Origin of the sequence: Pseudomonas sp. HT11, from assembly GCF_044875395.1 — a bacterium.
Classification (GTDB): Bacteria; Pseudomonadota; Gammaproteobacteria; order Pseudomonadales; family Pseudomonadaceae; genus Aquipseudomonas.
Genome location: NZ_CP173217.1, coordinates 878,847 through 891,693, shown reverse-complemented (window position 1 = coordinate 891,693; position 12,847 = coordinate 878,847). Strand labels below are relative to the sequence as shown.

11 protein-coding genes are annotated in these 12,847 nt (G+C 60.8%); 7 read left to right on the top strand and 4 right to left on the bottom strand.

The features are described from left to right. Positions 1-138: 138 nt before the first annotated feature. On the top strand, positions 139-417 hold the full coding sequence (gene rpsT, locus ABWL43_RS03915; protein WP_003171647.1) for a 30S ribosomal protein S20: 279 nt from the start codon (positions 139-141) through the stop codon (positions 415-417). A 283-nt stretch (positions 418-700) separates the two neighbouring features. Here the strand turns inward: rpsT and ABWL43_RS03910 are convergent, their stop codons facing one another. Continuing rightward, on the bottom strand, positions 701-1,186 hold the full coding sequence (locus ABWL43_RS03910; RefSeq protein ID WP_003188398.1) for a peptidylprolyl isomerase: 486 nt from the start codon (positions 1,184-1,186) through the stop codon (positions 701-703). Between ABWL43_RS03910 and ABWL43_RS03905 the strand changes: the two genes are divergently transcribed. The 3 genes from ABWL43_RS03905 (at position 1,185) to ABWL43_RS03895 (ending at position 4,554) form a co-directional block, all read left to right on the top strand. Further along, entirely contained in the window at positions 1,185-1,475 is a 291-nt protein-coding gene (locus tag ABWL43_RS03905) for a DUF3565 domain-containing protein (RefSeq protein ID WP_404488365.1), read from the top strand. The two genes, ABWL43_RS03910 and ABWL43_RS03905, sit on opposite strands and share 2 nt — an antisense overlap. Before the next feature lie 79 nt (positions 1,476-1,554). Continuing rightward, a complete protein-coding gene (gene pta, locus ABWL43_RS03900; protein ID WP_106578583.1) occupies positions 1,555-3,654 on the top strand; it encodes a phosphate acetyltransferase in 2,100 nt (699 codons plus the stop codon). After that, entirely contained in the window at positions 3,655-4,554 is a 900-nt protein-coding gene (locus ABWL43_RS03895; RefSeq protein ID WP_404486817.1) for an acyltransferase, read from the top strand. A gap of 114 nt (positions 4,555-4,668) precedes the next feature. On the opposite strand, the gene cysN is transcribed toward ABWL43_RS03895, so the two are convergent. The 3 genes from cysN to ABWL43_RS03880 all read right to left on the bottom strand — a co-directional run bounded on the left by cysN (position 4,669) and on the right by ABWL43_RS03880 (position 8,528). Then, positions 4,669-6,567 (bottom strand): sulfate adenylyltransferase subunit CysN, encoded by a 1,899-nt coding sequence (gene cysN, locus ABWL43_RS03890; protein WP_262210075.1) that lies wholly within the window; start codon positions 6,565-6,567, stop codon positions 4,669-4,671. A gap of 13 nt (positions 6,568-6,580) precedes the next feature. Then, complete coding sequence (cysD, locus tag ABWL43_RS03885) at positions 6,581-7,498, bottom strand: sulfate adenylyltransferase subunit CysD (RefSeq protein WP_017137614.1); 918 nt, start codon at positions 7,496-7,498, stop codon at positions 6,581-6,583. Positions 7,499-7,769: 271 nt separating this feature from the next. Further along, a complete protein-coding gene (locus ABWL43_RS03880; protein WP_404486814.1) occupies positions 7,770-8,528 on the bottom strand; it encodes a Nif3-like dinuclear metal center hexameric protein in 759 nt (252 codons plus the stop codon). Between the two features lie 102 nt (positions 8,529-8,630). Here ABWL43_RS03880 and algW point away from each other — a divergent pair, with 102 nt between their 5' ends. The 3 genes from algW to ABWL43_RS03865 all read left to right on the top strand — a co-directional run bounded on the left by algW (position 8,631) and on the right by ABWL43_RS03865 (position 12,737). After that, positions 8,631-9,785 carry a Do family serine endopeptidase AlgW gene (gene algW, locus ABWL43_RS03875; RefSeq protein WP_369302557.1) on the top strand — a complete coding sequence of 385 codons (1,155 nt, stop codon included), beginning with the start codon at positions 8,631-8,633 and terminating at the stop codon, positions 9,783-9,785. Positions 9,786-9,893: 108 nt separating this feature from the next. Continuing rightward, positions 9,894-12,005 carry a TonB-dependent siderophore receptor gene (locus tag ABWL43_RS03870; protein WP_404486812.1) on the top strand — a complete coding sequence of 704 codons (2,112 nt, stop codon included), beginning with the start codon at positions 9,894-9,896 and terminating at the stop codon, positions 12,003-12,005. Positions 12,006-12,017: 12 nt separating this feature from the next. Beyond that, positions 12,018-12,737 (top strand): DUF4198 domain-containing protein, encoded by a 720-nt coding sequence (locus tag ABWL43_RS03865; RefSeq protein WP_404486810.1) that lies wholly within the window; start codon positions 12,018-12,020, stop codon positions 12,735-12,737. Positions 12,738-12,847 lie beyond the last annotated feature (110 nt).

Here is a 12,847-nt window from a genome sequence, read left to right as displayed (position 1 = left end):
GAAATAAATCACCCGCCTCTTCAGATCGACCACTCAGCAGTTCGCATCAGCCGCCCTTGACAACCCATCAAGTCATCGGCATGATTCGCGGCCTATTTTGTTTGCTATTTCCTAAAAAGTCTTTCGAGGAGCTCGACGGTGGCCAACACACCTTCCGCCAAAAAACGTGCAAAACAGGCTGAGAAGCGTCGCAGCCACAACGCCAGCCTGCGTTCCATGGTTCGTACCTACATCAAGAATGTAGTTAAAGCCATCGACACCAAAGACGCTGAAAAAGCCCAAGCTGCTTACGTTCTGGCCGTGCCAGTTATCGACCGTATGGCCGATAAAGGCATCATCCACAAGAACAAGGCCGCTCGTCATAAGAGCCGCCTGAATGGCCACATCAAGGCTCTGAACGTCGCTGCAGCAGCCTAAGTGGTAAAAACTGCCACGTAGCCCAGGCCGCGTAACAGTTAAGAAATGCCCCGCACCGAAAGGTGCGGGGCATTTTTGTTTGTGCCGCATATAGGGCGTGCGCAGTTCAATGTGGGAGCGGGCTTGCCCGCGATTACAGCGTGTCAGCGACCGAATACTTGGCTGATACACCGCTATCGCGAGCAAGCCCGCTCCCACATTTGGACTGGGATACATTTTCAAGGCACAAAAAAACGCCCCGAACCAGTCGGGGCGTTTTTGCTACCTATTGATCAAACCACAATCAATGGTGATGACCGCCTTCACCGTGAACGTGGCCGTGGGCCACTTCTTCCTGGGAAGCGTCGCGGATGGCAACGATCTTCACTTGGAAGTTCAGGCGCTGGCCAGCCAGAGGGTGGTTACCGTCAACGGTCACGTCATCGCCGTCCAGATCGCGGATGGTGACGATCTGCATTTGGCCGTCCGGCGCGGAAGCGTGGAACTGCATGCCCACTTCCAGCTCGTCAACGCCTTCGAACATGCTGCGGCTCAAGGTGCTGACCAGTTCGGCGGAGTATTCGCCGTAAGCGTCTTCAGGTTCTACGGCGACGGTCAGTTCGTCACCGACGTTCTTGCCTTCCAGAGCCTTTTCCAGGCCCGGGATGATGTTACCTGCGCCTTGCAGGTAGACCAGCGGCGCGCCGCCGGCGGAGCTGTCGATGACCTCACCAGCGTCGTTGGTCAGGGTATAGTCGATGGAGACAGCCTTGTTAGCGGCGATCGTCATGGGGCGAGACCTTTTGCATAAGAATGAAGAACGGACAAGTCTAAACAAGGATTTGCCCGAAAGCGAACACAACCCGGACAGACGGGACCGATCAACGGCATCCTTCATCCTCGGACTTCACCAGGATGACGACCGGCACTGGGTCGCCGAGCTGTCCTGCGGCCACACCCAGCACCTGCGCCACCAACCGCCATGGCAGTCGCGCGCCTGGGTACTGGACCCCGCGCAACGCCTTGAAAAAATAGGCCAACCCTTTGCGTGTGGCTGGTGTGCGCAAGCGCTCGAATAACGATAACCTTGGCGTCTGATTCCCGGTAGGCGCTCAACCATAGAGCGCCACCGAAGCCATGCACCTCCAGAGAATTCGCATGCAGACTTTTTTTATCGCGCCCACCGATTTTGGTGTGGGTCTGACCTCCATCAGCCTTGGGCTGGTGCGTACCCTCGAACGGGCCGGGCTGAAAGTCGGTTTCTTCAAACCCATTGCCCAGCCGCACCCGGGCGACACCGGCCCCGAGCGCTCCACCGAGCTGGTGGCCCGCACCCACGGCCTGAAACCGCCCCAGCCTTTGGGCCTGGCCCATGTAGAGCGCATGCTCGGCGACGGCCAGCTGGACGAGCTGCTGGAAGAAATCATCACCCTTTACCAGCAAGCCGCCGTGGGCAAGGACGTGCTGATCGTCGAAGGCATGGTACCAACCCGCAGCGCCAGCTATGCGGCGCGGGTCAACCTGCACCTGGCCAAGAGTCTGGATGCGGAAGTGATCCTGGTCTCGGCGCCGGAAAACGAAGTGCTCACCGAGCTCTCTGGCCGCGTGGAACTGCAGGCGCAACTGTTCGGCGGCCCCAAAGACCCGAAAGTGCTGGGCGTGATTCTCAACAAAGTGCGCACCGACGAAAGCATGGAAGCGTTCTCGGCGCGCCTCAAAGAACATTCGCCACTGTTGCGCAGTGGTGACTTCCGCCTGCTTGGCTGCATCCCGTACCAGCCCGAACTCAACGCGCCGCGCACCCGCGACGTGGCCGACCTGATGGGCGCACAGATCCTCAATGCCGGCGATTACGAAACCCGGCGCATGACCAAAATCATCATCTGCGCGCGCACCATGCGTAACACCGTGGAGCTGCTCAAGCCCGGCGTGCTGGTGGTTACCCCTGGCGATCGCGACGACATCATCCTCGCCGTCAGCCTGGCCGCGATCAACGGCGTGCCGCTGGCCGGCCTGCTGCTGACCAGCGACACCCTGCCCGACCCGCGCATCATGGATCTGTGCCGGGGCGCGTTCCAGGCCGGGCTGCCGGTGTTGTCGGTGAGCACCGGCTCCTACGACACCGCCAACCAGCTCAACAGCCTTAACAAAGAAATTCCGATTGATGACCGCGAGCGCGCAGAAATCATCACCGATTTCGTCGCCAGCCACCTCGACGCGCGCTGGCTGCACCAACGCTGCGGCACGCCACGGGAGATGCGCCTGTCGCCGGCCGTGTTCCGCTACCAGTTGATCCAACGCGCCCAGGCCGCCAACAAACGCATCGTGTTGCCCGAAGGCAGCGAGCCGTTGACCGTGCAAGCTGCCGCCATCTGCCAGGCGCGCGGCATTGCCCGTTGCGTGCTGCTGGCCAAACCGGCGGATGTGGAAGCGGTGGCCCGCGCCCACGGCATCGAGCTGCCCGAAGGCCTGGAGATTCTCGACCCGGACCTGATTCGCCAGCGTTATGTCGAACCGATGGTCGCGCTGCGCAAGAGCAAGAGCCTCAACGCACCGATGGCCGAGCAGCAACTGGAAGACACCGTGGTGATCGCCACCATGATGCTCGCGCTGGATGAAGTGGATGGCCTGGTCTCCGGCGTCATCCACTCCACCGCCAACACCATCCGCCCTGCCCTGCAGCTGATTAAAACGGCGCCGGGCTGCACCCTGGTGTCGTCAGTGTTCTTCATGCTGTTCCCCGAGCAGGTGCTGGTCTACGGCGACTGTGTGATGAACCCGCACCCGAGCGCGGCGGAACTGGCGGAAATCGCCCTGCAAAGCGCCGACTCGGCCGCCGCGTTCGGCATCACCCCGCGCGTGGCGATGATCAGCTATTCCAGCGGCGATTCGGCCAGTGGCGAGGAAGTGGAAAAAGTCCGCGAAGCCACCCTGCTCGCCCACGAACAGCAAAGCTCGCTGCTGATCGACGGGCCGTTGCAATACGACGCCGCCGCCAACGAAACCGTGGCCCGGCAACTGGCGCCCAACAGCTTGGTCGCCGGCAAAGCCACGGTGTTTGTGTTCCCGGACCTGAACACCGGCAACACCACGCACAAGGCCGTGCAGCGCAGCGCCGATTGCGTAAGCCTGGGGCCGATGCTGCAAGGCCTGCGCAAACCGGTGAACGACCTGCCGCGCGGCGCTCAGGTCGACGACATCGTGTACACCATCGCCCTGACTGCGATTCAAGCCGCCAACCGACCTATGGATATTTAAATGCTGGATTTTCTACCTGCCGCCGTGCGCGGGGTGATCGCGTCCTTGTTGTTGGCGCTGAACACGATTGTGTTGTGCTCGTTTCTGTTTATCGTCGCGCTGTTCAAGGCGCTGCCATTTGCCAAGCGCTTCAGCGAATGGCTGATGAACCACACCCACGAAGCCTGGGTCACCAATAACAAGGGCTGGATGAACCTGGTACGGCGCACGCGCTGGCACCTGACCGGCCTTGAAGGGCTGGACTACGAGCACTCGTACCTGGTGACCAGTAACCACCAGAGCTGGGTGGACATCATGGTGCTGCAGTACGTGCTCAATCGCCGGACTCGCCCGCTGAAGTTCTTCCTCAAGCAGGAGCTGATCTGGGTGCCGGTGATTGGCCTGGCGTGGTGGGCGCTGGGCTTCCCGTTCATGAAGCGCTACACCAAGGCGTACCTCGAGAAACACCCGGAAAAGAAAGGCAAAGACCTGGAAACCACCCGCAAGACCTGTGCGAAGTTTCGTGACAACCCGGTGGGCATCTTCAACTTTGCCGAAGGCACACGCTTTACGACGGGCAAGCATGCGCAGCAGAAATCCCCATTTCGCTACTTGCTCAAGCCCAAAGCCGGCGGCATTGCGTTTGTGCTGGACGCCATGGGTGAGCAGTTGAAGTCCCTGGTCAACGTGACTATTCACTACCCTGCCGGGCGCCCTGGGTACTGGGACTTGCTGTGTGGGAATGTGAAGGATGTGGTGGTGCACTTTGAAGAAGTGCAGATTCCGGCCGGGTTTATCGGCAAGAATTATGAGCAGGACGGGGAGTACCGGTTGGCGTTTCAGGGCTGGATCAACCAGCTTTGGGAAGACAAGGATGCGTTGCTGGACAAGCTGCACACCGATTACCCAGGCAAACAATAATCAACTGTGGGAGGGGGCTTGCCCCCTCCCACAGTTGGCCGAGTTGTCTTCAAGACTCCATGAAAAAGCCCGCCACCGAGTGATCGGTGGCGGGCTTTTTTGTGGCGGCGAGGTTTAGATCGCGCCGCGCTGACGCAACAGCTCCAGCACTTGCTTGACGCTGTCTTCCAGCGACGTGGCCTGGGTGTCGATCACCAGATCGGCATTCAACGGCACGTCGTACGGGAAAGACTCGCCAGGGATGTTATCCCCACCCGCCGCGTACAGGCCTTGCGGATCACGCTCGGCGCACACCAGCGGCGACGCTTGCACATAGACGGTGAGCAGGCGGTCGGCGCCAATCAGCGCCTTGGCCTGTTCGCGGCCCTCGGCATCCGGCGCAACGAACGCAGCCAGGGTCAGCAGGCCGGCTTCGTTGAACTGGCGCGCCACGTGAGCAGCGCGACGCCAGTTTTCAGTACGGCCGCTTCGATCCTGCGGCAACCCTTTGTTCAGGTCGTGGCGCAGGTTCTGGCCATCCAGTACGAACACTGCACGGCCCATGTCGAACAACTTGCGCTCAACCGCATAGGCCAAGGTGCTCTTGCCCGCGCCCGACAGGCCGCTGAACAACACGGTGGCCGGCTGCTGGCCGAAGCGCAGAGCGCGCTCTTCAGTGGCGACATGAGCAAGGCTGCCGTGTTGCGCTGAACCACCATGGTGGACCGGCGGCGCGATGATCATGCCCGCGGCCACCGTGCCGTTGGTCAAACGGTCGATGACGATAAACGCACCGGTGGTGCGGTTACTGTCGTAACCGTCCAGCGCGATGGCGGCGTCGAGGCTGACCTTGACCCGGCCAATCTCGTTCAGTTGCAGCGAACTCGCCGGGCCTTCGGCCAGGGTGTTCACGTCCACGCGGTGCACGATGCTGGTGATGGAACCCGGCACGTAGCTGGTCGCGCGTTTGATGTCGTATTTCTTGCCCGGCAGCATCGGCTCTTCGGCCATCCACACCAGCATGGCGTCGAAGGCGTCGGTCACTTGCGGCACGTTGTCGGCATGCACCAACAGGTCGCCACGGGAGATGTCGATCTCGTCTTCCATGGTCAGGGTCACGGCCTGGCCTGGGCCTGCGTGCTCCAGCTCACCTTCGAAGGTGACGATGGATTTGACGCGGCTGCTCTTGCCCGACGGCAGCACCACGACTTCGTCGCCCTTGTGCACAATGCCGCTGGCCAGGGTGCCGGCGAAACCACGGAAGTTCAGGTTCGGACGGTTGACGTACTGCACCGGGAAACGCAGGTCGGTGTAGTTGCGGTCGTTGGCGATCTCGACGGTTTCGAGAATTTCCATCAGCGACTGGCCGGTGTACCAGGGCGAACGCTCGCTCTTGTTCACCACGTTGTCGCCCTTGAGCGCCGACATCGGCACGAAGGCCAGGGTGCTTGGCTTGAACGCGATACCGTCGGCAAACTTCAGGTAATCGGCCTTGATCTGCTCGAATACGCTTTGGTCAAAGCCGTTGATGTCCATCTTGTTGATGGCCACCACGATATGTTTGATGCCCAGCAACGAGGCGATAAAGCTGTGGCGACGGGTCTGAGTCTGCACGCCATAACGCGCGTCGATCAGAATGATCGCCAGGTCACAGGTGGAGGCACCGGTGGCCATGTTGCGGGTGTACTGCTCATGGCCGGGGGTGTCGGCAATGATGAATTTGCGCTTGGCGGTGGAGAAGTAGCGGTAGGCCACATCGATGGTGATGCCCTGCTCGCGCTCGGCCTGCAGGCCGTCGACGAGCAAAGCCAGGTCGATGTCATCGCCGGTGGTGCCGGATTTCTTCGAATCGCGGGTGATGGCTTCCAGGTGATCTTCGTAGATCATCTTGGAGTCGTGCAGCAGGCGCCCGATCAGGGTGCTCTTGCCGTCGTCGACGTTGCCGCAGGTCAGGAAGCGCAACATTTCCTTGCGCTCGTGCTGGCCCAGGTAGGCGAGGATGTCCTCGCTGATCAAATCAGATTGATGCGACATTGGTGACAGCCCCTTAGAAATAACCCTGACGTTTTTTATCTTCCATCGAGCCTGCGCCATCGTGGTCGATGACCCGGCCCTGGCGCTCGGAAGTTCGCGTCAGGAGCATTTCCTGAATGATGTCCGTCAGCGTCTCGGCTTCGGACTCCACCGCGCCCGTCAACGGGTAGCAGCCCAGGGTACGGAAACGTACTTTCTTTTTGACGATTCGGGCTTTGTCTTCGTCGGACAAGTGCTCGAGGATGCGGTCGTCGTCGATCATGATCAACGTGCCGTTCTTCTCGATCACGTCGCGTTCGGCGGCGAAGTACAGCGGCACAATCGGAATGCCTTCCAGGTAGATGTACTGCCAGATGTCCAGCTCGGTCCAGTTGGACAGCGGGAACACACGGATCGACTCACCCTTGTTGACGTTGCCGTTGTAGACGTTCCACAGCTCCGGGCGCTGGTTTTTCGGGTCCCAACGGTGCTTGCTGTCGCGGAACGAGTACACGCGCTCTTTGGCGCGGGATTTCTCTTCATCGCGACGGGCACCGCCGAAGGCTGCGTCGAAACCATGCTTGTCCAATGCCTGCTTGAGGCCTTCGGTTTTCATGATGTCGGTGTGCTTGGCGCTGCCGTGGGTGAACGGGTTGATGCCCTGCGCCACGCCGTCCGGGTTGACGTGGGTGATCAGGTCCAGGCCAAGCTCTTCGACCATTTTGTCGCGAAACTTGTACATCTCCTGGAATTTCCAGCGGGTGTCGACGTGCATCACCGGGAACGGCAGCTTGCCCGGGAAGAACGCCTTGCGCGCCAGGTGAAGCATCACGGCGGAGTCTTTACCGATCGAGTAGAGCATCACCGGGTTGTCGAACTCGGCGGCGACCTCGCGGATGATGTGGATGCTTTCCGCCTCCAGCTGTTTCAGATGCGTCAGTTTGTCGACCATGGCTACTCACGGAAAAACGATCTTATGGACGGCCAGCGGGCCGTGTTCGAGCGGGGCATGCTAGCACAGCACCTTCTTCTATTCAGGGAGCTGGCTAGATCGAAACGGTATATGAATATGCCGCCTGGTTTGGCGTGAAACCCGGTCAACTGCGGGAGCTGGCTTTTGTGGGAGCTGGCTTGCCTGCGATACAGGCACCTCGGTCAGTCAGGTAAATTGAGGTGATGCTATCGCAGGCAAGCCAGCTCCCACATTGGGCCTGCGGCGAGGCTTAGATCGGGTTGGGGCAATCGATGAACAGATGCTCCAGCGCGAAACGCCGCGCCAGGTACTCGCCCAACGCCTGCACGCCATAACGCTCGGTGGCGTGGTGCCCGGCGGCGATAAAGCTGATGTCGTTTTCCCGCGCGCTGTGAAAGGTTTGCTCGGAAGCTTCGCCGCTCAGGTACAGGTCGACGCCGGCGGCAATCGCCTGGTCGATATAGCCCTGGCCACCGCCGGTGCACCAACCAACGCGGCGGATCATTTCGCTGCCTTCGATCAGCAGCGGCTCACGGCCCATCACGTCCTGCACACGGCGGGCAAAGTCGCGGGGCGACAGGGGCTCGGCAAGGGAACCGACCAGGCCGACGATTTTGGGGTTGCCCGGGTCCAGCGGGCCTTCGACGGTAATGTCCAGCTGCCGGGCGAGTTGCACGTTATTGCCCACGTCCGCGTGCAGGTCCAGCGGCAGGTGGTAGGCGAGCAGGCTGATGTCGTGCTTGAGCAGGGTTTTCAGGCGGCGCTGTTTCATGCCGGTGATACACGGGTTTTCGCCCTTCCAGAAATAACCGTGGTGCACCAGCACCAGGTCGGCCTGGGCTTCGACCGCGGCATCCAGCAGAGCCTGGCTTGCGGTCACGCCGCTGACGATGCGCATCACCTGCGGACGGCCCTCGACCTGCAGGCCATTGGGGCAATAATCGGCAATTTTTGCGCTGCCAAGGTAGCGGTCCGCTTCCTCGACGAGGGTGGTAAGAGGGACGGCCATAAAAGACTCCTAAATATCCCGTTCCGAGGCGCTCGCAGCCTCGTATAATGCGCGACATTATGGGCGCTCTCCCGCCCCCTGCAACCTGTCAGGACTTACTTGATGCTTAAGGCACTGCGTTTTTTTGGATGGCCATTGTTGGCTGGCGTGCTGATCGCGATGCTGATTATTCAGCGTTATCCCCAGTGGGTGGGCTTACCCAGCCTTGATGTGAACCTGCAACAGGCACCGCAAACCAGTTCGGTGGTGCAAGGTCCGGTGACTTATGCGGACGCCGTGGTCATCGCCGCACCCGCAGTGGTCAACCTGTACACCACCAAGGTCATCAACAAACCGGCGCATCCGCTGTTTGAAGACCCGCAATTTCGCCGCTATTTCGGCGACAACGGCCCCAAGCAGCGCCGCATGGAATCCAGCCTGGGTTCCGGCGTGATCATGAGCCCCGAAGGCTACATCCTCACCAACAACCACGTGACCACCGGCGCCGACCAGATCGTCGTGGCCCTGCGCGACGGCCGCGAAACCCTGGCCCGCGTGGTTGGCAGCGACCCGGAAACCGACCTCGCGGTGTTGAAGATCGATTTGAAAAGCCTGCCCTCGATCACCATCGGCCGCTCTGAAGGGCTGCGCGTCGGTGACGTGGCACTGGCGATCGGCAACCCGTTTGGCGTCGGCCAGACGGTGACCATGGGCATCATCAGCGCCACCGGGCGTAATCAGCTGGGGCTCAACAGCTACGAAGACTTTATCCAGACCGACGCGGCGATCAACCCGGGCAACTCCGGCGGCGCGTTGGTGGATGCCAATGGCAACCTGACCGGTATCAATACGGCGATTTTCTCCAAATCCGGCGGCTCCCAGGGCATCGGTTTTGCGATCCCGGTGAAGCTGGCCATGGAAGTGATGAAGTCGATCATCGAGCACGGCCAGGTAATTCGCGGCTGGCTGGGCATCGAAGTACAGCCGCTGACCAAGGAATTGGCTGAGTCGTTCGGTTTGACCGGACGCCCGGGCATCGTGGTCGCCGGGATCTTCCGCGACGGCCCGGCGCAGAAAGCCGGTCTGCAACTGGGCGATGTGATCCTCAGCATCGATGGCGAACCGGCAGGTGATGGCCGTAAGTCGATGAACCAGGTCGCGCGGATCAAGCCGACCGACAAGGTGGCAATCCAGGTAATGCGCAACGGCAAAGAGCTCAAACTGCTGGCAGAAATCGGCCTGCGCCCACCGCCGGCGCCGGTGAAAGAAGAGGAATAACGGGGTTGGGAGCCCGTTCGCGGGCTCCTGTAACCTAATATTTCAAAAGAAATCCATTCTCATTAGGCATGTTATATTGTTTCAATATAGACATTGGAACGCTCTATCATGCCGCCTCGTAGATTTACCCCACTGGCTGGTCTGGCCTTGGGATTGCTGCTCGACCCCGCCTACGCCGAAGACAGCTACGCCAAAGACAACACTGTCGAACTGGACACCATCAGCGTCACCGGCGACGCCTATGAATCTGCCACGGGCCCCGTCAAAGGCTATCGCGCCACCCGCTCTGCCAGCGCGACCAAAACTGACACGGCCCTGCGTGACATTCCTCAATCAATCAGCGTGATTCCCGCCACGGTGCTCAACGACTTGGGCAGCACCAATGTCGAACGCGCCCTGGAATTCGCCGGCGGCGTGTCCAAGCAAAACAACTTCGGCGGCCTGACGCTTTACGAGTACAGCGTGCGCGGCTTCACCACTTCGCAGTTCTACCAGGATGGTTTCAGCGCCAACCGTGGCTACCCGAGCACGCCAGACGCGGCCAATATTGAGCGCATTGAAGTGCTCAAAGGTCCCGCCGCCAGCCTCTACGGGCGTGGCGATCCCGGCGGCACCGTCAATATCGTCAGCAAAAAACCCCAGCCGCAAGCCTTCACCACCGTGCAAACCAGTGCCGGCAGCTGGGACCGCTACCGCACAGCCCTTGATGTGAACACGCCACTGGACGGCGACGGCCGCATGCTGTCGCGCGTGAACCTGGCGGTGGAAGACAATCACAGCTTTCGCGATCACGTTGACGCCAAGCGCGTATTCGTCGCGCCGTCTTTCAGCTGGCAATTGGACCCGGACACTCGCCTGCTTGTGGAAAGCGAGTTCGTGCGCCACAGCTCAACCTTCGACCGTGGCATCGTCGCGCCCCATGGCATGTCCCGCTCCACTTTCCTCGGCGAGCCCAACGACGGCAACATCCGCAACCACAACAACCGCCTACAGGCCGCCGTGGAACACCACCTCAACGACGCCTGGCAACTGCGCCTCGCCAGCCACTATAAACAGGGCAGCCTGTGGGGCGACGCCTCGGAAAGCCGCGCGCTGAATGCCGACGGCCACACCGTCAACCGCCGCTACCGCCAACGCTCTACCGGCTGGCATGACAGCATCACCCAGCTCGAACTGCGCGGCCTGTTCGATATCGGCAGTTGGCAGCATGAACTGCTGATCGGCAGCGAGTACGAGGACTACCGCAAAAAAGAACGCGTGACGGCGATTGCCGGCAGCCTCTACCCCATCGACATCTATAAACCGATCTATGGCCAGACCAAACCCAACGGCGCGCGCTCCGGCACCGACGTTTTCGAACAGGTGAAGAGCCAGGCACTGAACCTGCAGGACCAGATCGTCTTCACCGACCGCCTGCGCGGCATGCTCGGTGCACGCTTCGAGCACGTCGAACAAAGCACCGATGACTTCACCCGCAACCACGCCAAGGGCCGGCAAACCCATGATGCCCTGACCCAACGCGCCGGCTTGCTCTACCAACTCACGCCGCAGGTCGGCGTGTTCGCCAACGCGTCAACGTCGTTCAAACCGAACAACGGCCTGGATGCCGGCGGTAAATCCTTCGAGCCAGAAGAAGGCGTCGGTTATGAAATAGGGCTCAAGAGCGAGCTGTTCGACGATCGCCTGAGCACCACCCTCGCCGCCTTCCACATCGAAAAGAAAAATGTCCTCGCCCTCGATCCCGCCACCGACACCCAGCGCGCCATGGGCAAGGCGCGCAGCCAGGGTGTCGACCTGCAACTGAGCGGGCAAGTGACCGACGCCGTACGCGTCATCGGCGCCTTCGCCTACATCGACGCCGAAGTGACTAAGGGCGACAAAGCCATCCCCACCGGCAGCCGAATTCTCGGCGTGGCCAAGCGCAGCGCCAGCCTGTTGGGCGTGTATGAGTTCCAGAATGGCGCGTTGCGCGGCTCGGACCTGGGCGCAGCTTTCACCTACGTCGGTGACCGCTCCGGCGAGGCCGGCAGCCGTTTCGAACTGCCCGCCTACCACACCGTCGACCTGCTGGCGCATTACAAAGCCAGCGACAACGTCACCGTGGGCCTGAACCTCAACAACGTATTCGACGAAAAGTACTACGAGCGCTCCTACAGCAACTACTGGGTCACGCCCGGTGAGCCGCGCAATGTCACCGTCAGCCTGACCCTCAACCTGTAAAAGGACGCTCCCATGCAAGCCTTGAAATCCCTGGCCGTGCTCGGCCTGCTGTTTGCCAGCCAAGTTTCTGCCCACGGCCTGTGGACCGAACAGCGACGCGGCAATATCGAAGTGATCTACGGCCACGGCGCCGAGGACAACGCCTTCAAGGCCGAGAAAATCAGCGGCGCCTGGGCGTATGACGCCAGCGCCAGGATGATCCCGGTCAGCGTAGAACGCCTTGCCGACCACGCACGCCTCAAGCCGCTCAAATCACCCGCCGTTTTAGCGGTTGCCCTGGATAACGGCATGTGGTCGCAAACGCCGGACAAGAAGTGGATCAACCAGGGCCGCAGCCATGTGCCGGGGGCAATTGCATCGACCCAGACCTTCAAGTACAGCCTGGCGATTTATCAGCCGGGGGCGAAGTTGCCGAAGCTGGATCAGATCAAGCTGCTGATCCTGCCTGAAGTGGATCCACTGACTGTAGGACCTGGCCGATCACTGCCGGTGCGTGTGCTATTGGATGGCAAGCCTGCGGCGGGGATCAAGCTGGTGGGCGACTATCGCAATGCACCAAACACCTTGAGCACCGAGACCGACAAAGACGGTCGCGCCCAGGTGCTGGTGCGTAATGAAGGGTTGAATGTGATCACGGCGCAGGTGGAGATCCCGCTCAAGGACAATGCCGATGTGGCGACGCGCGGGCTATTCAGTTCGCTGACGTTCCTGGGTGAACCGCATCACGAATAAACCCTAAAAAACACTGTGGGAGCGGGCTTGCTCGCGAAGGCGCTGCATCAGCCAATACATTCGTTGACTGACACCTCGCATTCGCGGGCAAGCCCGCTCCCACAGTTGAT